19 protein-coding genes and 1 riboswitch are annotated in these 20,789 nt (G+C 63.2%); of the genes, 10 read left to right on the top strand and 9 right to left on the bottom strand.

All coding sequences use genetic code 11. The features are described from left to right. Positions 1 to 32: 32 nt before the first annotated feature. Positions 33 to 2,045, bottom strand: coding sequence for an acetyl-CoA carboxylase biotin carboxylase subunit (locus EB233_RS18150; protein WP_064988503.1), 2,013 nt, complete (start codon positions 2,043 to 2,045; stop codon positions 33 to 35). A 258-nt stretch (positions 2,046 to 2,303) separates the two neighbouring features. Here EB233_RS18150 and EB233_RS18145 point away from each other — a divergent pair, with 258 nt between their 5' ends. From EB233_RS18145 to EB233_RS18115, 7 genes are all read left to right on the top strand, one after another. Then, positions 2,304 to 3,431, top strand: a complete 1,128-nt coding sequence (locus EB233_RS18145) for an S-(hydroxymethyl)glutathione dehydrogenase/class III alcohol dehydrogenase (RefSeq protein WP_064988502.1) — start codon at positions 2,304 to 2,306, stop codon at positions 3,429 to 3,431. 68 nt (positions 3,432 to 3,499) lie between these two features. Further along, positions 3,500 to 4,069 carry an S-(hydroxymethyl)glutathione synthase gene (gfa, locus tag EB233_RS18140; RefSeq protein ID WP_064988501.1) on the top strand — a complete coding sequence of 190 codons (570 nt, stop codon included), beginning with the start codon at positions 3,500 to 3,502 and terminating at the stop codon, positions 4,067 to 4,069. 62 nt (positions 4,070 to 4,131) lie between these two features. Beyond that, the gene (locus tag EB233_RS18135) at positions 4,132 to 4,599 is read left to right on the top strand and encodes a YaiI/YqxD family protein (RefSeq protein ID WP_019858415.1); all 468 of its coding nucleotides are present in this window, start codon (positions 4,132 to 4,134) and stop codon (positions 4,597 to 4,599) included. A gap of 30 nt (positions 4,600 to 4,629) precedes the next feature. After that, the gene (locus EB233_RS18130; RefSeq protein WP_027052057.1) at positions 4,630 to 5,307 is read left to right on the top strand and encodes a DUF1345 domain-containing protein; all 678 of its coding nucleotides are present in this window, start codon (positions 4,630 to 4,632) and stop codon (positions 5,305 to 5,307) included. Positions 5,308 to 5,404: 97 nt separating this feature from the next. After that, positions 5,405 to 6,280, top strand: a complete 876-nt coding sequence (locus tag EB233_RS18125; protein ID WP_064988500.1) for a cytochrome b/b6 domain-containing protein — start codon at positions 5,405 to 5,407, stop codon at positions 6,278 to 6,280. Position 6,281: 1 nt separating this feature from the next. After that, positions 6,282 to 7,073, top strand: a complete 792-nt coding sequence (locus EB233_RS18120; RefSeq protein WP_027052059.1) for a molybdopterin-binding protein — start codon at positions 6,282 to 6,284, stop codon at positions 7,071 to 7,073. After that, the gene (locus EB233_RS18115; RefSeq protein WP_064988499.1) at positions 7,073 to 7,510 is read left to right on the top strand and encodes a GNAT family N-acetyltransferase; all 438 of its coding nucleotides are present in this window, start codon (positions 7,073 to 7,075) and stop codon (positions 7,508 to 7,510) included. Before EB233_RS18120 ends, EB233_RS18115 begins: the two co-directional genes overlap by 1 nt. Here EB233_RS18115 and EB233_RS18110 read toward each other — a convergent pair. Next, positions 7,507 to 8,508 (bottom strand): hypothetical protein, encoded by a 1,002-nt coding sequence (locus EB233_RS18110; RefSeq protein WP_064988498.1) that lies wholly within the window; start codon positions 8,506 to 8,508, stop codon positions 7,507 to 7,509. The genes EB233_RS18115 and EB233_RS18110 overlap by 4 nt on opposite strands. 222 nt (positions 8,509 to 8,730) lie before the next feature. Beyond that, a riboswitch (glycine riboswitch) is annotated at positions 8,731 to 8,817 on the top strand. A gap of 149 nt (positions 8,818 to 8,966) precedes the next feature. On the opposite strand from EB233_RS18110, the gene gcvT reads away from it, so the two are divergent. From gcvT to gcvP, 3 genes are read left to right on the top strand one after another with little or no spacing between them, the layout of a single operon-like run. Beyond that, positions 8,967 to 10,067 (top strand): glycine cleavage system aminomethyltransferase GcvT, encoded by a 1,101-nt coding sequence (gcvT, locus tag EB233_RS18105; RefSeq protein WP_064988497.1) that lies wholly within the window; start codon positions 8,967 to 8,969, stop codon positions 10,065 to 10,067. A gap of 5 nt (positions 10,068 to 10,072) precedes the next feature. Next, positions 10,073 to 10,441 (top strand): glycine cleavage system protein GcvH, encoded by a 369-nt coding sequence (gcvH, locus tag EB233_RS18100; protein ID WP_064988835.1) that lies wholly within the window; start codon positions 10,073 to 10,075, stop codon positions 10,439 to 10,441. 18 nt (positions 10,442 to 10,459) lie between these two features. Next, the gene (gene gcvP, locus EB233_RS18095; RefSeq protein ID WP_064988496.1) at positions 10,460 to 13,270 is read left to right on the top strand and encodes an aminomethyl-transferring glycine dehydrogenase; all 2,811 of its coding nucleotides are present in this window, start codon (positions 10,460 to 10,462) and stop codon (positions 13,268 to 13,270) included. 12 nt (positions 13,271 to 13,282) lie between these two features. Here gcvP and EB233_RS18090 read toward each other — a convergent pair whose 3' ends face one another. The 7 genes from EB233_RS18090 to EB233_RS18060 form a co-directional block, all read right to left on the bottom strand. Continuing rightward, positions 13,283 to 14,458: a GGDEF domain-containing protein gene (locus EB233_RS18090; RefSeq protein ID WP_064988495.1), complete on the bottom strand. Its 1,176-nt coding sequence runs from the start codon at positions 14,456 to 14,458 to the stop codon at positions 13,283 to 13,285. 175 nt (positions 14,459 to 14,633) lie between these two features. After that, entirely contained in the window at positions 14,634 to 15,107 is a 474-nt protein-coding gene (locus tag EB233_RS18085) for a hypothetical protein (RefSeq protein WP_027052066.1), read from the bottom strand. A 137-nt stretch (positions 15,108 to 15,244) separates the two neighbouring features. Next, the gene (locus EB233_RS18080; RefSeq protein WP_064988494.1) at positions 15,245 to 16,072 is read right to left on the bottom strand and encodes a PA3715 family protein; all 828 of its coding nucleotides are present in this window, start codon (positions 16,070 to 16,072) and stop codon (positions 15,245 to 15,247) included. A gap of 112 nt (positions 16,073 to 16,184) precedes the next feature. Next, positions 16,185 to 17,156 (bottom strand): type II secretion system F family protein, encoded by a 972-nt coding sequence (locus tag EB233_RS18075; RefSeq protein ID WP_064988493.1) that lies wholly within the window; start codon positions 17,154 to 17,156, stop codon positions 16,185 to 16,187. Position 17,157: 1 nt separating this feature from the next. Beyond that, a complete protein-coding gene (locus EB233_RS18070) occupies positions 17,158 to 18,123 on the bottom strand; it encodes a type II secretion system F family protein (RefSeq protein ID WP_064988492.1) in 966 nt (321 codons plus the stop codon). Positions 18,124 to 18,128: 5 nt separating this feature from the next. Beyond that, positions 18,129 to 19,550: a TadA family conjugal transfer-associated ATPase gene (locus EB233_RS18065; RefSeq protein ID WP_064988491.1), complete on the bottom strand. Its 1,422-nt coding sequence runs from the start codon at positions 19,548 to 19,550 to the stop codon at positions 18,129 to 18,131. After that, positions 19,547 to 20,761: a CpaE/TadZ family protein gene (locus EB233_RS18060; RefSeq protein WP_064988490.1), complete on the bottom strand. Its 1,215-nt coding sequence runs from the start codon at positions 20,759 to 20,761 to the stop codon at positions 19,547 to 19,549. Before EB233_RS18060 ends, EB233_RS18065 begins: the two co-directional genes overlap by 4 nt. Between the last annotated feature and the right edge of the window lie 28 nt (positions 20,762 to 20,789).

Below are 20,789 nucleotides of genomic sequence, written 5' to 3'. Positions count from 1 at the left end.
AAACGGCTACTGACCACAGGCTTCCAGCCTGCTCAGGCGAATTCCATGATCACGGCGTCCACCGCAAGACTGTCGCCCGGCTTGGCGTTGAGCTTCGACACGACGAGATCGCGTTCGGCGCGAAGCACGTTTTCCATCTTCATCGCCTCGACGACGGCAAGCGTTTCGCCGGCCTTGACCTCCTGCCCCTCGGCAACGGCGATCGACACGACGAGGCCGGGCATCGGGCAGAGCAGCAGTTTGGACGTGTCCGGCGCCACCTTCTCCGGCATCAGGCGCTCGAGCTCGGCGGTGCGCGGCAGCATGGCGCGGGCGGTCACCGACATGCCTTTCCAGGCGATGCGAAGACCGTTGGCGACAGGCCGGATCTGAGCGACAACAGAGCGCTTGCCGACCGTTCCGCGCCAGATCAGGTCGCCTGGCCGCCAGTCGGATGACACGGTCAGCGCCTTGCCGCCATCGATCGACAGGTCGATCTCCATCGGAATGGAAATCATGCCTTCGAGGATGGATGCATGGAGATACTCCTCGCCGATCTTCACCACCCAGTCGCGCTTGAGCGCTCCCGAATGTGGCGCCAGGCGGCCGCCCAGTCGGTCGAGCCGGTCGCGACGCAGCAGTTCCACGGCGGTGGCGATCGAGGCAAGCACGGCTTTTTCCCGGACGTTTGGTACGACAGGCGCAAAGCCGTCGGGGTATTCCTCGGCGATGAATCCCGTCGATATCGCCCCTTCCCGCCAGCGCGGGTGCTGCATCAGGGCAGCCAGGAACGGAATATTGTGCTCGATGCCATCGACGACAAAACTGTCGAGCGCTTCAGACATGGCGTCGATCGCCCCAAGCCGCGTCGGCGCCCAGGTGCACAGTTTGGCGAGCATCGGGTCGTAGAACATCGAAATCTCGGATCCCTCGGTGACGCCGGTGTCGTTGCGGATGACGACATCGCCGAATTGCCCCTCCTCCGGTGGCCGGTAGCGCGTCAGCCGGCCGATCGACGGCAGGAAATTGCGATAGGGATCCTCGGCGTAGAGCCGGCTTTCGACCGCCCAGCCATTCAGCGTGATGTCGCTTTGCTTCAGGCCAAGTTTTTCGCCGGCGGCGACGCGGATCATCTGTTCGACCAGATCGATGCCTGTAACAAGCTCCGTCACCGGGTGCTCGACCTGCAATCGGGTATTCATTTCAAGGAAATAGAAGTTCTTGTCCTTGTCGACGATGAATTCCACCGTGCCGGCACTCTGGTAGTCGACAGCCCGGGCCAGCGCCACCGACTGCTCGCCCATCGCCTTGCGCGTCTTGGCGTCGAGAAACGGCGACGGCGCTTCTTCCGCTACCTTCTGGTTGCGGCGCTGGATCGAGCACTCGCGCTCGCCGAGATAGAGCGCGTTGCCATGCGCGTCAGCCAGCACCTGGATCTCGATATGACGCGGATCGACGACGAACTTTTCGATGAACACACGGTCGTCGCCGAACGAGCTCTTGGCCTCCGAGCGCGCCCGGTCGAAACCGTCGCGCACTTCCGACTGGTTCCAGGCGATGCGCATGCCCTTGCCACCGCCCCCGGCCGACGCCTTGATCATCACCGGATAGCCGATCTCGCCGGCGATCTTTTCAGCATGATCGGCGTTCTCGATCACGCCGAGCCAGCCGGGAACCGTCGAAACCTTGGCGGCGTTGGCGAATTTCTTCGATTCGATCTTGTCGCCCATCGCCTTGATCGCCTTGGGCTTCGGGCCGACGAAGACGATGCCTTCCGCTTCCAGCGCCTCGCAGAATGCGGCGCGCTCGGATAGAAAGCCATAGCCGGGATGCACGGCCTGAGCTCCGGTTTCCTTGCAGGCGGCGATGATCTTCTCAGGCAGCAAATAACTCTGTGCCGCGGGCGACGGGCCGATATGCACCGCCTCGTCGGCCATCTCGACATGCACGGCATCGCGATCGGCGTCGGAATAGACGGCGACCGTCGCAATCCCCATCTTGCGCGCCGTCTTGATGACGCGACAGGCGATCTCGCCACGGTTGGCGATCAGGATCTTCTTGAACATTCGGATGTCGTTCCTCCGGCGAAGTGGTCCAGTTCTATGGACAATTCCGGTGCGCCTCAAGTGGCCGGGCGGTTGCAAGCGGCATACGGCGACAACGCCGAAAAACGTCGCAAGGGAAGTTGGACGCCAAGAAGGAAGTCTATAAGGTGGCATGGGCTCACTGCGGAGGGCTGGCGGACATTCGCTTCGCCGGGCAGGCTCGACAAGCCGGCCACATCAAAACAGATTATGTCGATTGCCTTTGGGAGGAACCGCCTGATGAAAACCCGCGCCGCTGTCGCTGTCGCCGCCGGAAAGCCGTTGGAGATCATGGAGGTCGACCTCGACGGTCCGCGCGAGGGCGAGGTGCTGGTCGAGATCAAGGCGACCGGCATCTGCCACACCGATGAGTTCACGCTCTCGGGCGCCGATCCGGAAGGCTTGTTTCCGGCCATTCTTGGCCATGAGGGCGCCGGCGTTGTCGTCGATGTCGGCAAGGGCGTCACCTCGGTCAAGAAGGGCGACCACGTCATTCCGCTCTATACGCCGGAATGCCGCCAGTGCCCGTCCTGCCTGTCCAGGAAGACCAATCTGTGCACCGCCATTCGCGCCACACAGGGGCAAGGGTTGATGCCCGACGGCTCGTCGCGCTTCTCGATCGGCAAGGACAAGATCTTCCACTATATGGGCTGCTCGACCTTCTCGAACTTCACCGTGCTGCCTGAGATCGCGGTGGCCAGGGTCAACCCCGACGCTCCCTTCGACAAGATTTGCTACATCGGCTGCGGCGTCACCACCGGCATCGGCGCCGTCATCAACACCGCCAAGGTCGAACAAGGCGCGACCGCTGTTGTCTTCGGCCTCGGCGGCATCGGCTTGAATGTCATCCAGGGCCTGAAGCTGGCCGGCGCCGATATGATCATCGGCGTCGATCTGAACAACGACAAGAAGGCCTGGGGCGAGAAGTTCGGCATGACGCATTTCGTCAATCCGAAGGAGATCGACGGGGACATCGTCCCTTACCTCGTCAACATGACCAAGCGTGGCGCCGATCAGATCGGCGGCGCCGACTACACGTTCGACTGCACCGGCAACACCAAGGTGATGCGCCAGGCGCTGGAAGCCTCGCATCGCGGCTGGGGCAAGTCGGTTATCATCGGCGTCGCCGGCGCCGGCCAGGAAATCTCGACGCGGCCGTTCCAACTGGTCACCGGACGAACCTGGATGGGCACCGCCTTCGGCGGCGCGCGTGGCCGCACCGACGTGCCGAAAATCGTGGACTGGTACATGGACGGCAAGATCCAGATCGATCCGATGATCACCCATTTGCTGAAGCTGGAAGACATCAACAAGGGGTTCGACCTCATGCATGAGGGCAAGTCGATCCGAAGCGTCGTCGTTTACTGAAGCAAGGCCACACGCCGCCGACCGACCGGCCTGCGACCACTGTGGTTCACAACTGGGAGGAGAAAAGAATGGCGGAGAAACTGCATCCGAAAATCGACAATGGCCTGCCGAAGGAGAGCGCGAGCTTTGCCGGCGGCACGCTGGTCTGCGCTTGCACCAGCAAGCCGGTCAAGGTGAAGGTCAAGGGGCAGATCGCCCACAACCACGCCTGCGGCTGCACCAAATGCTGGAAGCCGGAAGGCGCGGTATTCTCGGTGGTTGCCGTTGCCGGTACCGGCGACGTCACCGTCACTGAGAACGGCGACAAGCTCAAAGTGGTCGACCCCTCAGCGCTGATCCAGCGCCATGCCTGCACCGGCTGCGGCGTCCACATGCACGGTCCGGTCGAACGCGACCATCCGTTCAAGGGCCTGTCCTTCATCCATCCCGAACGCTTCGTCGAGGATGGCTGGTCGCCGCCGGGCTTCACCGCCTTCGTCTCGTCGATCATCGAATCCGGCGTCGATCCGAAGCGGATGGACGGCATCCGGGCGCGGTTGAAGACGATCGGGCTGGAGCCCTATGACTGCCTCAACCCCGGCCTGATGGATTACATCGCCACCTGGACGGCAAAGAGGTCCGGCGCTTTGCCGGCCTGAACATTGTGAGATTTCAGGCAGGGGCCGGACACGTTCCGGCCCCTGCCCGTTTCGGAGAGACAATGCCCGCACCCGCCATCTACGTCGACGCCGATGCCTGCCCGGTCAAAGCCGAAGTGGAGAAAGTCGCCGAACGCCTTGGCGTGGTCGTCACCTACGTCTCCAACGGCGGCCTGCGGCCATCGCGCGATCCGATGATCCGCAATGTCGTCGTCTCCAAGGGCGCTGACGCCGCCGACGACTGGATCGTCGAGAATGCCAAATCCAACGATATCGTGATCACGGCGGATATTCCGCTTGCCGCCCGCGCCGTTGCGCTCGGCGCGCATGTGCTCGGCCCGACCGGGCGCCCGTTCACCCCCGAAACCATCGGCATGGCGGTGGCCATGCGCGACCTCAAGCAGCATCTGCGCGAGACCGGCGAGAGCAAGGGCTACAATGCTTCCTTCGCGCCGCAGGACCGTTCCCGGTTCCTCGGCGAACTCGACCGTATCTTGCGGCGAGCGCTGAAATCCGCCACACCGGGCTAGCAACAAAGCGCCATCCAGGTGGAGACCGCCATGGCCGCCGACCCCCCGATCCAGACCCCCATGCAGCGCCACATGCTGTTCGCAATGTCGGCGTGTTTCGGAGCATTTGCGCTGCTTGTGGCGTTGCTGCTGCACGCCCCGCTCGCCTACTCGATCGGCGCCAACGCATTTTTCGCCGCTTACGTCACTCTCGTCGTCGGTCAGATGCCGAAATTGACTGGCAAGTATCTGAGCAAGAATGCGCGCGCCACCGACATGCCGGTGCTGGTGATCTTCGCCGTGACGCTCGTCGTCGTCATCGTCGCCGTTGTCTCCTTGTTCTTGCTGATCAATCAGAAGGACAGAGGCGATCTCGTCGGACTCGGCTTCGCATTGCTGTCGATCCCGCTCGGCTGGTTCACTATCCACGCCATGGCGGCGCTCCACTATGCCCATGTCTACTGGATGGACGGCGACGAGGTCGACACCAAGACCAAGAAGAATATCCCGGTCGGCGGACTGCTGTTTCCCGGCGACAAGAGGCCGGAAGGCTGGGATTTCCTATACTTCTCGGCCGTTATCGGCATGACGGCACAGACCGCCGACACCAACATCTCGACCACGCATATGCGTTGTGTGGTACTTGTCCATTCGATCCTGTCGTTCTTCTTCAACACTGTCATCGTCGCCGCCGCCGTCAATCTCGCCGTCAGCCTGGGCGGCCCGTAATAAATCCGTGATCGGATGAAACATCGGTTCGGATCGCGACGTATCAGGAGGACAATGGACGCATAGGCCACGTCGCGGGGCCGGGAGACGAGACAAGATGGAATCGATTGCCAGAAGCCAATCCGCCACCGGCCCGGGCGTTCCCGCATCAACGGAGAGGCCGCTGATCTACCGGCAGTCGCGCTGGACACGGCTGACGCATTGGCTATGGGCCATCTCGTTGTTCTTCATGCTGCTTTCCGGCCTGCAGATCTTCAATGCCCGTCCCCAACTCTACATCGGCAAGCAATCCGGTTTCGGCTACCACAACACGATCCTCGAGATAGGCGCCGAGAACACGAGCGCCGGTCCACGCGGCTTCACCGAAATCTTCGGACACCGCTTCGACACGACGGGCGTGCTCGGCTGGTCAGGCCCGGCCGGCAACGAAACGGCGCGCGGCTTTCCGTCCTGGGCGACCATACCGTCCTATTATGATCTCGGCACCGCCCGCGTCATTCATTTCTTCTTCGCCTGGATCCTGACGACGACCTTGCTCGTCTGGCTGGTCGCCAGCCTGATCAACGGCCATATTAGGCGCGATCTCGCACCGCGCCTCGACGACCTCAAACGGCTGCCGCAGGACATCGTCGACCATGCGAAGCTGAAATTCCACCACACGCGCGAATACAACACGCTGCAGAAGATGGCTTATGGCGGAGTGCTGTTCGTGCTGTTGCCGCTAATGATCATCACCGGCCTTGCGATGTCGCCGAGCATGAATTCGGTGCTGCCGTTCCTCAACGAATTGCTCGGCGGCCGGCAGACGGCGCGCACCATCCATTTCACCGTCATGCTGCTGCTCGTCGGCTTCTTCATCATCCACATCCTGATGATCCTGGCAGCCGGCCCGATCAACGAACTGCGCTCCATCATCACCGGCTGGTACCGCACCGACCCTCCCGCGCATAACGACAAGACGAGCGAGGCCTGACATGACGAAGTTCCAGATCAGCCGTAGAAAATTCCTGACTGCCGCCAGCCTCGGTGCCTCCGGCATGATGCTGTCGGGCTGCGACGCTTTCGACAGCCAGTTGAGCATCGGCAGCGGCCTGCGCAGCTTCCTCGAAAACGCCAATGGCCTGACCTATCGCGCGCAACGGCTGCTTGCCGGCCGCGATGCGCTGGCGCCGGAATTCACCGAAGCCGATATCCGCCAGCCACAGCGGCCGAACGGCGTCACCTCTCCTGACGACGACACCTACAAGGGCCTGCTCGCCAACAATTTCGCCGACTGGCGATTGGAAGTTTCGGGCCTGGTCGAAAAGCCGCTGTCGCTGACCCGCGAGCAGTTGCAGAACATGCCGAGCCGTACCCAGATCACCCGCCACGACTGCGTCGAAGGCTGGAGCTGCATCGCCAAATGGACCGGCACACCGCTGTCGCTGCTGCTCGACCAAGCCGTGGTCAAGCCGCAGGCGCGCTATGTCATGTTCCACTGCCTGGACACGATCGACCGCAGTCTGTCGGGCGACATCAAATACTACGGCACCATTGACCTGATCGACGCCCGCCACCCGCAGACCATCCTCGCCTACGGTCTCAACGGCAAGCCGTTGCCAGTCGAGAACGGTGCGCCGCTGCGTGTCCGCGTCGAACGCCAGCTCGGCTACAAGATGCCGAAATACCTCTACAAGATCGAATTGGTCGACGGTTTCGCCAATGTCGGCGGCGGCCGCGGCGGCTATTGGGAAGACAATGGCTATGACTGGTATGGTGGGATTTGATGCCCTCTCGAATAGAGGCTGAGCACGACCTGTCGCCCACCGCACTGGGTGCCTTGGAGGACCGACTGCATAGCGAGAACCGGCGCCTCACACGCCGCGGCGATGACAAAGGATTAGCTTTTGTAGTTCGTGACGACGCAGGACGAACGATTGGTATAGCAGCTGGACATTCGTGGGCAGGCACGTCTGAACTTAAATTGATGTGGGTTGACGAAGCCTATCGAGGTCGAGGCCACGCAAGGCAGTTGCTCGATGCTTTTGTCGCTGAGGCCGCCGGTCGCGGCGTTCGGTGGATATGGGTCTCGACACACGACTTTCAGGCGCCGCGCCTATACGAAAAGGCCGGCTTCGAGCGCGTCGCTGAGCTCGCGGATTGGCCCGAGGGCCATTCCAACATTATTCTGCGCAAAACGATCGCGGCGGATGCCTTGCCTTAGGCCACCTTGTCCAGCAGCGGCTTCAGCGCCGGGTGAATCTCCGGCGACGCGTGCTTGATCAGCGTCAGCAGCGCGCGCTCGTTCTCGTAGAGAGGCCTGTCCACGCCGATATGTCCGACCAGCCACTTGGCTTCGCCGGCATCGATCGTCTCGGCACGGCGGGCGAGTGCTTCGGCCGCCCTGTTCCTGGCTTCCCATTCCGCCTCGATGTCATCAGGTGACCGATAGGCCTCGATGATGCCGGCAAGGCCACCCGAGACCATGCGGCTGAAGAAGCCGCCGATTTCCGGATCGGCGTCGTCGAGGAAGTTTTCCTGGCGCAGCGCCACATCGCGGGTCGGAGCCTCATAGCCGGCGGAGCACATGACGAAATTGGCGATCGCCTTGACGAACAGATCGTTCCAGGAAGGATCGTTCTTGGCGTGCGCCGTCTGTTCATTGATCCTGAACAGCACCTCGGCCTCGCCGCGGGTGACGGCGATGTTGCCGTCACCGCCGTGGGCATGGAGGATGCGTCGCAGCAGCTCGACCTCCGCCTTGGCGATCAGTCCCGGCACCAGGGCGCCGCCCAGCATCAGCGGCCCCTTGCCATCGATGACGGCGTGGGCCACCTGCTCCAGCGCGTAGACGCAAAGCCGGGTCGGCGAGGATCTTGCGCCTTCCAGCACATGAACCAGCAATTCGAGTTCGGTCCGGCTGTCGACCATGCCGTCGCGCGAGATCGTGCGGACCAGCCAGTCGGCATTGGCCTGCGAGATGTAGCCGGACGGCTTTTCCTGATGGACGATGTAATCAGTCACCGCCTCGACGAAGAATGGCGCCCAATCCGCGCATTTGTCCCGCGCCGTCTGGTCGAGCGCGAATAGCGCCTCGGCCTCTCCGCGCGTCACCACGCCATCGGCGAACACGTCGCGGCGCAGCATCACTACATCCTCCGAAGCGATGCGGTTCTTCGAAGTCAGCCCCGCCACCGGCGCGCTCATGATCAATTCGCCCATCTGTCGTCCCCGTTCCGCCCCAAAGCGTTACATGGGCCTCCTATATCAGGAGTGTCTTGAAAAACCGGCAAACGGCTTGGTTAGCGAAGACTTGTCGGCGAGCCGCGCTTCAGGTGTGTTGAGATTCACCTGAATATCACCGCACCTTTGATGTCGCTGGGAGGTGACAAGGTGTCGCCGACGGGCTATGGATGGCGCGTCGAGGGCTCAGGGTTTGAGTCCTACCTGTTTGCGGGAGAGAGCAGCGCGAGCTGCCGCCGAAGGGGAAATCGCCCGAAATCTCTCAGGCAAAAGAACCGTAGACGGGAAAGACACTCTGGAAAGTCGGGGCTTGCCCCCGCGCCGAAGGTGTAAGCGCCGCTGACAGAGTTCCGGCTGCGCGAGTCTCTCAGGCTTCAGACAGAGGGGCACGGACTGGTCGCCATTCGCGGCCGATTGCGTGCGACTCTGGAGACGACATGACGGGCGACGACTCAAGACACCTACCCCTTGAAGATATTCACGCAGCCGCCGGTGCGCGCTTCGGCGCCTTTGCTGGCTGGTCGATGCCCCTGACCTATCCGGCCGGCGTCATGAAGGAACATCTGCATACACGCGAACATGCCGGCCTGTTCGACATCTCGCACATGAAACTGTTCGAGGTCGGCGGGCCCGGCGCGATTTCCCTTCTCAGCCGTGCTTGCCCGCTGGATGCCGGCGCGCTCGAGACCTCGCAGTCCAAGCTGACGTTCTTCCTGAATGAGGCAGGCGGCATTCTCGACGATCTGATCGTCACCCGACTTGGCGACGACCGCTTCATGGTCGTCGCCAATGCCGGCAACGCCATCGCCGACGAAAAGCATCTGCGCGCGCTGGCCGCAGATTTCGATGTGAAGGTCGAGCCGCTCGACCGCGTCTTCCTGGCCATTCAAGGCCCTGAAGCCTGGGCTGCCCTTTCCCGCGCCGGCATCGAAACCGGCTCGCTGCTGTTCATGCACGGCGCCGAGCCACGGAAAAACTGGTTCATGAGCCGTTCTGGCTATACCGGCGAGGACGGTTTCGAGATCGGCCTGCCTGAGGCGGACGCACGGGATCTGGTCGGGAAACTGCTCGAAGACGAGCGTGTGCTCTGGATCGGCCTCGCCGCGCGCGACAGCCTGCGGCTGGAAGCGGGGCTTTGCCTGCATGGCCAGGACATCACGCCGGAGACCGACGCGGCCGCCGCCGCGCTGATGTGGGCGATCCCCAGGGATGTCCGCGCCTCTGGCACCTTCATTGGCGCCGACGCCTTGCGCGCCGCCGTCGAACGCGGCCCGGCGCAAAAGCGTGTCGGGCTCAAGCCGGAAGGCCGCCAGCCGGTGCGCGCCGGTGCCGCGCTGTTCGACGCCGACGGCAATCCCTCCGGCCACGTCACATCGGGCGGCTTCGGCCCCTCGGCCGGCCACCCGGTCGCCATGGGTTATGTCGCCGCGGCGCTGGCAAAGCCCGGTACACGGATTTTCGCCGAGGTGCGCGGCGCCAAGATCCCCGTCGATATCAGTTCCCTGCCCTTCACCCCTCATCGCTACCGCAAAGGATGAATTCCATGGCAACGACCTATTTCACATCGGATCACGAATGGCTCCGCGTCGAAGGCGGCATCGCCACCGTTGGCATCACCGACTACGCGCAGGAACAGCTCGGCGATCTCGTCTTCGTCGAATTGCCGGAAACCGGAAAGAAACTGACCAAGGGCGATGCCGCCGTCGTGGTCGAATCCGTCAAGGCGGCCTCGGATGTCTACGCGCCGGTCGATGGCGAGATCACCGAGGCCAACGGCACGCTGTCGTCCGATCCGTCGCTGGTCAATTCGGCCGCCACCGGCGCCGGCTGGCTGTGGAAGATGAAGCTTGCGGACGAAAGCCAGCTCGCCGGCCTCATGGATGAGGCCGCCTACAAAGCCCATATCGCCTGATAGCAGGATTTCAAAACGATGAGCGCAGCACTTACCCCCTTCTCGGCCCGCCATATCGGTCCTGGCGTCAGCGATGTCAGAGCCATGCTTGCCGTTATCGGCGTTCCCTCCGTCGAGACGCTGATCAGTCAGGCCGTGCCCCAATCGATTCGTCTCGACATGCCGCTGACCTTGCCCGCGCCGGCCAGCGAAGCCGAAGCGTTGGCCGAATTGTCGGCGACGATGGCCGGGAATATCGTGCTGAAGAGCTTCATCGGCGCCGGCTATCACGGGGTCCATGTACCGCCGGTCATCCAGCGCAATCTGTTCGAGAATCCGGCCTGGTATACGGCCTACACCCCCTATCAGGCCGAGATCAGCCAGGGCCGGCTGGAAATGCTGTTTAATTTCCAGACGCTGGTCACCGAACTGACCGGCCTGCCGGTGGCATCGGCCTCGCTGCTCGACGAGGCGACCGCCGTGGCGGAAGCTGTCGGCATCGCGCTTCGCCACCACCGCGACAAGCGCACCAAGGTGGCGTTCGCGGGCACGCCGCACCCGCAGACGCTGGATGTCGTGCGCACCCGCGCCGAACCGCTCGGCATCGAGATCGATGGCGAGACGATCGACGACAATACGGCTGCCCTGCTCGTCTCCTGGCCCGACACCTTTGGCGTCTACGGCGACCACAAGGCCGCGATCGACAAGGCCCGCGCCACCGGTGCAATCGTCGTCTTCATCGCTGATCCGCTTGGTCTGACGCTGACCGATGCGCCGGCAAAACTCGGCGCCGACATCGCTGTCGGCCCCATGCAGCGCTTTGGCGTGCCGATGGGCTTTGGCGGCCCGCATGCCGCCTATTGCGCCGTCTCCGACAAATTGACCCGGCTGATGCCCGGCCGCCTGGTCGGCCAGTCGACCGACAGCAAGGGCAGGCCCGGCTACCGCCTCGCCTTGCAGACGCGCGAACAGCATATCCGCCGCGACAAGGCGACCTCCAACATCTGCACCGCGCAGGCGCTGCTCGCCAACATGGCGACAGCCTACGCCATCTGGCACGGGCCCGCCGGGCTGCAGGCGATCGCCGGGCGTATCCACGCGCTGGCCAACCGCTTGGCAAGCGGCCTCGAGGCCGCTGGGCTTTCGGTGCTTGGCGCCAGCCGCTTCGACACGGTGACGGTGGCGGTGAAGGGCAAGGCGACGCGGATCGCCGAAGCTGCCGAAAAGAGCGGACGGCTGCTGCGCGTCCTCGACGCCGACCATGTCGGCATCGCCTTCGACGAGACCTCGACCGACGCCGATCTCGATGCGATCGCTTCCCTGTTCGGCGCCAAGGCCGCTGCCTCGGCCGACAGCACGGTACCCGGCAAGCCGCGGGGAAAAGAGTTTCTCACCCAGCCGGTCTTCCATGAGAACAAGTCGGAAACCGACATGATGCGCCTGTTGCGCCGGCTGGCCGACAAGGACCTGGCGCTCGACCGCTCGATGATCCCGTTGGGATCCTGCACCATGAAGCTCAACGCGGCGGCCGAAATGATGCCGGTGAGCTGGCCAAGCATCGCCAATCTGCATCCCTTCGCACCGGCCAGCCATTCGGCCGGCTACCGCGCCATGATCGGCGAACTCGAGGGCTGGCTGTCGGAAATCACCGGCTTTGACGCAGTCAGCCTGCAGCCCAATGCCGGCAGCCAGGGCGAATATGCCGGCCTGCTCGCCATCCGCGCCTATCACCGCTCGCGCGGCGAAGGCCATCGCACTATCTGCCTGATCCCCTCCTCCGCGCATGGCACCAACCCGGCAAGCGCGGCGATGGCCGGCATGAGCGTCGTCGTCGTGCGCTGCCTTGAGGACGGCAACATCGACATGGACGACATGCGGGCCAAAGCCAACGAGCATTCCAAAGACCTCGCGGCACTGATGTTCACCTACCCCTCGACGCACGGCGTCTACGAGGAAGGCGCCCGCCACCTCTGCGCCCTCATCCATGAGCATGGCGGCCAGGTCTATTTCGACGGCGCCAATCTCAACGCCCTGGTCGCGCTCGCCCGGCCCGCGGATATCGGCGCCGATGTCTGCCATATGAACCTGCACAAGACCTTCTGCATCCCGCATGGCGGCGGCGGCCCCGGCATCGGCCCGATCGGCGTCAGGGCGCACCTGAAACCCTATCTGCCGGGCCATGTCACCGAAGGCTCGGCGCATGCCGTGTCGGCAGCACCCTTCGGCAGCGCCTCCATCCTGCCGATCACGTGGATGTATATCCGCATGATGGGCGCCGCCGGGCTGAAGCAAGCAACGGAGACCGCCATCATCTCGGCCAACTATGTGGCGACACGGCTCGCGCCGCACTTCCCGCTGCTCTACAAGGGTCGGCACGATCGCATCGCGCATGAATGCATCCTCGACACGCGTGTGCTCAAGGAGAGCGCCGGCATCAGCGTCGACGACATCGCCAAGCGCCTGATCGACTACGGTTTCCACGCGCCGACCATGTCGTTTCCGGTAGCCGGTACGCTGATGGTCGAGCCGACCGAATCCGAACCCAAGCGCGAGCTCGACCGCTTCTGCGAGGCGATGATCGCGATCGCGGGTGAGGCAGCCAAGGTGGCTAAGGGCGAGTGGCCGCTGGCCGACAATCCGCTGGTCAACGCGCCGCACACCGCCGCCGAGGCCCTAGCCGGACCTTGGACCCATCCATACTCGCGCCTGGAAGCGGCCTATCCCGCCGGCGACGCCGACACCGCGGCCAAGTATTGGCCGCCAGTGTCGCGCATCGACAATGTCGCCGGCGACCGCAACCTGGTCTGCTCCTGCCCGCCGCTCTCGGATTATCTCGGTGCAGCGGAATAGCTGTCTCTCAGCCTACGCGGAGCGCAAGGCCGGCTCGACCGGCTCGGCCTTGCTCATTCTCTTGCGGCTGATGACGCAATTGCGGCCGGCGCGCTTGGCCGCGTAGAGCGCGGCGTCGGCTTCGGCCAGCACCACGTCGAGGCTGCGGCCGTCGGCGCCGCCAAAGCCAATGCCGCCACTGACCGTGCTGCGCAACGGACCGAGCGGGGTGGCGACGACCTCGGTGCCGAAGGCAACGCCGATCTTGCTGGCGAGATCATGGGCGCGCTCTTCCGTCATCCGCGACATGACGATGGCAAACTCCTCGCCGCCCAGGCGGAAGGCGTCGACACCGGTTCTGGCATATTTCCGGATGACGGCGGCGAAGCGGCACAGGACCTGGTCTCCGACCGGGTGACCATAAATGTCGTTCGTCCGCTTGAAGTGATCGAGGTCGAACATGACGACCGCCGTGAACGGACCGAAGGGCCGCTCGCCGTGGAGTGACGTCAACCCGCGACGGTTCATCAGCCCGGTCAACGGATCGGTCATCGTCTCGGCCTTCAGCTCGATCTGCGCCTGCAGATGGTGAAGCGAGAGCGTGAGGGCGCCGAGACCAGTCATGCAGGCCACGGCCACGACGGAATTCAGACGTTCGGCCCAATTGTCGGGCGCCGCCCCGAGCGTCCATTGCCCCTTTGCCATCAGAACTACGGCGCAAAGGGCAAAAGACACCGCGCAGGTGCCGCTCAGGAACGAAACCACCAGCAGGATGCGGCGGTCGTGACTGCCATTGATCCAGAACATGACCCCGATCGCCGCAAGCAGCACGGTGGCCGTCGCGTAGGTGACGACAAAGCCGACACCGTCCAGGCCGACGAAGGTGACCGCCGCGCAGACCGCCATGGCGGCAAGTGTCGGCAGGACCGCCCGCCTGTAATCCGGCACGCCGAGATACTGCATGGCCGAAGTACAGATGATCAGGAAGCCCAGGTTGAGCAGCGCCAGCGCGATCTGGCAAAGCAGCGGATCGGGCTCCTTGGTGTATCGCCAGAACAAAACCACATGCGCCACCAGCACGAGAATGCCGCACGCCACGGTCAGTACGAAACGTGCCCGCGGCGCGGTGAGCCAGATAGCAAACATGGTAACGGCGAGGCAGGTGCCCGACAGCGCGGCCGCGAGCAGGAGCGAACTGAAATCCAGCATATCGGGCGGGGGCCTCTCGAGCGTCGGCGGTTGCGCCGCATTCTAGGTCAGCGGCAGCCCTCGGACATGGTTTTCAGCCGATCTTTCGACCCAGGCTGCGGTTAGGGTTTACAAAGCGTCGCCACCACCTGTCCCGAAACCGCACCTGTAGCCCGGCGCGAGGATCAAAGACGCATCAGCCTTTGTTCAGCAACGCTAGATTGGCGTTGACGACAGTGGGATCGGCCATGCCGGCCTTCGCCTCGAGCAGCAGCGCCCTGGCCTTCTTCTTGTTGCCACGCAGCAACTGCGAATAGCCCATATTGTTGACGATCTGCGGCTTGCGCCCGGCGACCTTCAAGAGCTGGCCATAGGCGCGGTCGGCGAAGTCGAAGCGGCCAAGCTCGTCATAGGAGGCGGCCAGTCCCATCCAGGCCTCCGCATTGTCGGCCTTAAGCTCGACGGCCTTGCGGAAATGCTGTTCGGCGAGACCATAGTTGGCGTCGCGAAACTGCGCCTTGCCTTGCGCCAGATCGGACGTGTCGACGTTCTTTGCCGCAGGCGGAATGGCCGTGGTCTTGGTCGTGTCGACGTTGGTGTTCGTCGTGCACCCGGTAATCATCAGGACGGCCACCATCGCGGCCGCCGCCGTAAATCTTGTCTGACGCATGCCCTGCCCCGTCGCCCGATTTGCCGGGTCGTTCTTCAGGCAAGACACTACGGCACAGCGATTAAGCTTCGGTGCCGAAATGCAGCTAAGATTTGGTTTCAAAAATACCGCCAATTAAAAAGACGCGAGCAGCGCTCTCATGGCGGGTCGAGCGCGTTGAGTGCGCGCGGCACCGGATAGCGGCTGCCGTCATAGCGCAGCCGGTAGGTCCGGCTCACGGACTTGCCGGGGTGCGACTGGCACTCGCCATCCTTGTCAGGCAATGGCTCATCCGTGTCCTTCCGCTCGACCGCGATGATGTCGTGGTAGCCGCGATGGATCGTCGGTCCCATCGACAGGTTGACTTGGCTGGAATGAAAGGATCCCGCGCAATTGGTGTCGCTTTCGCCGCCATTCTCGGCAACGACAAGACCATCGAGCACCAAGTTCAGGACATCGCCGGCGACGGCATAGAGCCGCAGGTCGGTTTCACTGAAGGGATTGGGCTGCGAATGGTTGGCCATCTCGATGCGCAGGCCAAAAGCGGTGACACCGGGCGCCAGCCCATAGCGGCCGGTGTCGAGTTCGATCTTGCGGATAGCCACGGCATCGTCGCTCATCAAGCCGGGCTGACGCAGGCGCTGGCGCACCTGCAGCGTCTTCCTGTCGACGACCAGAAGCTCAATATCGCCAGAATGCTGGCCGTCGCCGGACTGGGCGCTGTCGATCAACGGCACCGCGACCAGCAGCAGATCGTCATGGGCGGGCCAGATCTTGCAGACCAGGCCCGGCGTGCCGTCCTGCGGCCCCGGCAACGCTATGCTGGTATGAGGTTCGAGCGTGAACGAGCGGCCGTCGGCGCTTTTCTGTATCTTGGGATAAGCCTGCCGCAACAGTACGGCAACATCGCTGCAATCGTCGGCCGCGGCCTGGGTGGGCGATAGGCTGGCAGCGGCGAAAGCGAGGGCAAGAAACAGCATTCGCATAGGATTCTCACGTCGCAGGGCAGCGCTCGGGCGTGATGACGTTGTTAGCCCCTGATCTAAATTTGTCGACTCTCATTTGCCGCTGCGGACTTCGACGACCTGCAGATTAATATCAATGAAAGCCGCCGGTCGTCATTTTGACGATGATCGGAATGATCGCGATCATCAGCACCACGGGCAGGATGCACACCGTCACCGGTATAGACATCTTGGCCGGCAGAGCGTGCGCCTTCTCCTCGGCCAGCGACATGCGTTTGTGGCGCATTTCGTCCGAGAAGACGCGCAGCGCGCCCGACAGGCTGGTGCCGAGCTCCTTCGACTGCTGCAACAGCGTGGCGAAAGAACGAACCTCGTCCAGGCTGAGACGTTCGGCGAGCGCCTTCAGCGCGTCGTCGAGGCTGCGCCCGGCTCGCAATTCCAGCGAAACCAACTGCAAATTCTGGCTGAGCGCCGGATAGGTCTTGGCGAGTTCCTTGGAAACGCGCTCGATGCCGGCCTCCATGCTCATGCCAGCATCGGAGCAGACGATCATCAGATCCATGAAGTCGGGAAAGCCGTTGCGGTATTCGCGCATTTTTTCCCGCACCTTCTGGGTCAGCACCAGACCGGGCAGGAAATAGCCGGCCACGCCCGACAGGATGACGAAGGCCCAACGGCTGGTCATCGTCGCTTCGGCACTGGCCAGCCAGCGGTTGAGAACAAAGGCACCGATCGCGCAACCGATCAGCGCGGAAAAGCGGATGATGAAGAACGTGCCGACGGCGCGCGGCTCCATATAGCCCGCCTGGATCAGCTTCATGCGCAGCCGGGCGACGTTTTCCGGATCGCTCTTGGCGTAGAATTCCTGCGCCCGCTTCACCGCCTTCTCGCGCACCGCGTTCGTGTTCTTCTTTTGCAGCGGCTCGGATTTCACCGCCACCGCGCCATGATCGAGCTTGAGCCGCCGCTTCACTTCGTTGCGGTCACCCTTCGCCGTCACCATCGGCCAGGCCACCGCGACGCTGCCAAGGGCCAAAAGCAGGACTGCCACCGGCATCAACGAGGTCGGTGCAAGCGAGGCGAGGAACTCGACGAGGCCCTGCATGTCAGAACCTGAAATTCGACATTTTGAACATCATCAGATTGCCCAGCATAAGCCAGGTCACCGACCCGCCGATCATGTACCAGGTTTTCGGTTCGTCCCAGACATCGCGGTAGAAGCCCGGCATCAGCGCCATGATGGCGGCGAACAACAGCGCCGGTATCGCCGTGAGGATGTAGGCCGACATGCGGCCTTCGGTCGAGATGGCGCGCACCTTGCGGCGCAGCTTGCCGCGCTCGCGGATCGTCAACGCCAGACCGTCGAGGATCTCGCGCAGATTGCCACCCGAACTGGACTGGATCGAGACGGCTGTGATGAACAGCGGCAGATCCTCGTGGCCGACCCTGTCGAACAGCGAATTCAAAGCCGAAACCAGATCGGAACCATAGGTCACCTCATCGGCGACGACACCGAATTCGGTGCCGATCGGATCGGGCATCTCGCGCGACACCATGGCGATGGCCACCGGCACGGGGTGACCGGCCTTGAGGCCGCGCGTGATCAGTTCCAGTGCCTCGGGCAGTTGCACGCCGAAGCGCTTGAGCCGGCGCTTGCGCTTGAAGCGCATCACCATCACCGGGACCAACGGCAGCAGCACGACGAACAGCAGAAGCCCCATCAGCAGCGGCAAGCCATACCAGAGGGCAATCAGCGTCATGGCCATCGCCACGCCGGAAGTGATCATCAGGAATTTCGACAGCGGCATGATCATGCCCGACTGCGTACGCAGCGCGCGGAACCGGTCGGGCGAGAACAGCGAGGTGCCCGCATCGAGGCCACGCTCCTTGCGCAACTGGATCAGCACCTGCTCCTGGCTGATCTTGTTTTCCTGCAGCTTCATGCGCCGATTGATGGCCGTGCGCTTGTCGCTGCGGCCGGCGTAGAGGAGATAGCAGGCCTCGGCGATCATGATGCCGGTAAGCGCTGCTCCGGCATAGACGACATAGATCGCGCTCAGCCCGTCGAACACCTCGCTTACTCCTGCGGCCGGCCGGGTTCGAAATAGCGTCCGGGAAACTCGATGCCCATGGCGCGCAGATCCTCGAGGAAGCGCGGCCGGATGCCAGTCGCCTCGAAATAGCCCAGAATGCCGCCGTCGGCATCCATCCCGGTGCGCACGAAGCGGAAGATCTCCTGCATCTGGATGACGTCGCCTTCCATGCCGGTCACCTCGGCGACGCTCGTCACCTTTCGCTTGCCGTCGGAAAGCCGGGTCAGCTGGACGATGATGTCGATGGCGCTGGAAATCTGGCTTCGGATCGACTGCACCGTCATCGGCATGCCGGTCATGCCCAGCATCTGCTCGAGACGCGAAATGGCATCGCGCGGCGTGTTGGCGTGGATGGTCGCCATCGACCCTTCGTGGCCGGTGTTCATCGCCTGCAGCATGTCGAAGGCCTCCTCGCCGCGACACTCGCCGAGGATAACGCGGTCGGGACGCATGCGCAGCGCGTTCTTGACCAGGTCGCGCTGCTTCAGTTCGCCATGGCCCTCTATGTTGGCGGGGCGCGTCTCCATGCGCGCGACATGCGGCTGCTGCAGCTGCAATTCGGCCGCGTCCTCGATGGTGATCAGCCGCTCGTCCTCGGGAATGAAGGCCGACAGCGCGTTGAGCATCGTCGTCTTGCCGGTGCCGGTGCCGCCCGAGATGATCGTCGTCTTGCGGGCGTGGACCGCCGCCGCCAGCACCTCGGCCATGTTCTGGGTAATGGCGCCGAATTCGACCAGCCTGTGCAGGCCGAGCTTGTTCTTGGAGAACTTGCGGATCGATACCAGCGGCCCGTCGACGGCCACCGGACGGATGGCCGCGTTGAAGCGCGAGCCATCCAGCATGCGAGCGTCGACCATCGGCTGCGATTCGTCGACGCGACGGCCGACCGCGGCGACGATCTTGTTGACGATTCTAAGCAGATGCGCCTCATCCTTGAACGGGATGTGGATCTGCTGCAGCTTGCCTTTCTTTTCGATGAAGCAGTTCTGGTGGCCGTTGATCAGGATGTCGTTGATGTCCGGATCCTTGAGCAACGGCTCGAGCGGACCAAGGCCGACCATTTCGTCGACGATATCATCGACCAGCGCTTCAAGTTCGACCGTGTTGATCGCCATGCGCTCCTGGCGGGTCTTTTCGGAGACGAAATCATGCACCTGCCGGCGCATCTCCTCCTTGGGCAAACGCTCTAGCGCCACCAGGTTGATTTCTTCGAGCAGCATCCGGTGAATGCGCACGCGCGCATCGAGCACCTTGTTGGCGTTCTTGGCCGGCGCGACATCCGGCTTTGCCGGCAAGGCCTTTCGGCTGCTCGGGATGACGACCGCATGATGCGCGACCGGCGCTGAGTCCGCCGGACGTTGCGGACGCGCGTCACGGTTCTGCAGGGTTGAAAAACGGCTGGTCATCCGGCCTTCCTCTTCAAGAAGCCCTTGCCGAGACCGAACAGCGACTTCGACTTGGTGCCAGTAGCGGCCGCCTCTTCCGGAAGGATGATCTTCTTCAAATCGTTGACGACGTTGGCATTGGGGTCGATCTCGTGCAGAGGCACTCCACGGTCGACCGCCTCTCGCACCAGCCGGTAATTGTTGGAAATGCCGCCGACGAAATGCTCGCCGAGGATCTCCTGGACATCGGCCTGCTTGATACCGTTGTCGAACATCTTCTGCTCGAAACGGTTGACGATGACGTTCGGCTTCACTTCCTTGCCGGCGGTCTCATACACCGCCTGGATCAGCCTTTGCGTGTGGCGCAGGCACGGCACCGTCATCTCGGCGACGATATAGAGCTTGTTGGAGCCGAGCAGCACTGTCTCCGTCCAGGGAAACCAGGTGCGCGGCATGTCGATGACGACGTTGTCGAAATAGGCCGAGACGAGATCCAGCATGCGCACCACGACATCGGTCTTGAACGAACGCATCTCCGACGGACGCGTCGGCGCCGCCAGCACGCAAAGTCCGCTGGCATGCTTGGACAGCATCACGTCGAGCAATTGCCGATCGAGGCGTTCAGGCTGGTTCTCGATCTCGGTGATGTCGAAACGTGGCTCCAGGTCGAGATATTCGGCGCAGGCACCCTGCTGGAAATTGAGGTCGACCACGCAGGTCGACGCGCCGCGCGTCACCGAATGATGCAGCTGGAAGGCGGTCTGCAAGGCCAGCGTCGTGGTGCCGACGCCGCCGGCCGCCGGCATGAAGGTGTAGATCTGCGACTCGGTGTTTTCCTCCCGCCCCGGCCCTTGCAGGGTGCGCACCACCGACCGGACCAGGTCGGCGGTGGTGATCGGCTTGACCAGGAAGTCCGCGACCTTGAGCTGCACCAGGATGCGCACGGCGGCGGCGTTGAACTCCTGGGTGACCACGACCACCGGCGCCTTGCCCTCCAGCCGGCGCATGATGCGCTGCAGCGACTCGACCTCTTCCAGCCTCGCCGCGTCCATGTCGACGATGATCGCGCCGAAGTCGGCCTCCTGAATCTCGCCACGCAACTCGGTGACATTCTTCTCCACCGCCGAGAGCTGGATGATCTCCGATGCGGCGAATGCGGTCCGCGTGTCCTGCACGAAGGTCCTGTCCGTCGATACGAGCAGGATTTTTCGTGTCTTGATGCCGTTTGCCATTTTTATCAGCCTGTGGGCTCGATCGCCC

The sequence above is a fragment of the Mesorhizobium erdmanii genome (assembly GCF_013170725.1).
Taxonomy (GTDB): domain Bacteria; phylum Pseudomonadota; class Alphaproteobacteria; order Rhizobiales; family Rhizobiaceae; genus Mesorhizobium; species Mesorhizobium erdmanii.
This window is presented reverse-complemented; position numbering and strand designations above follow the sequence as displayed.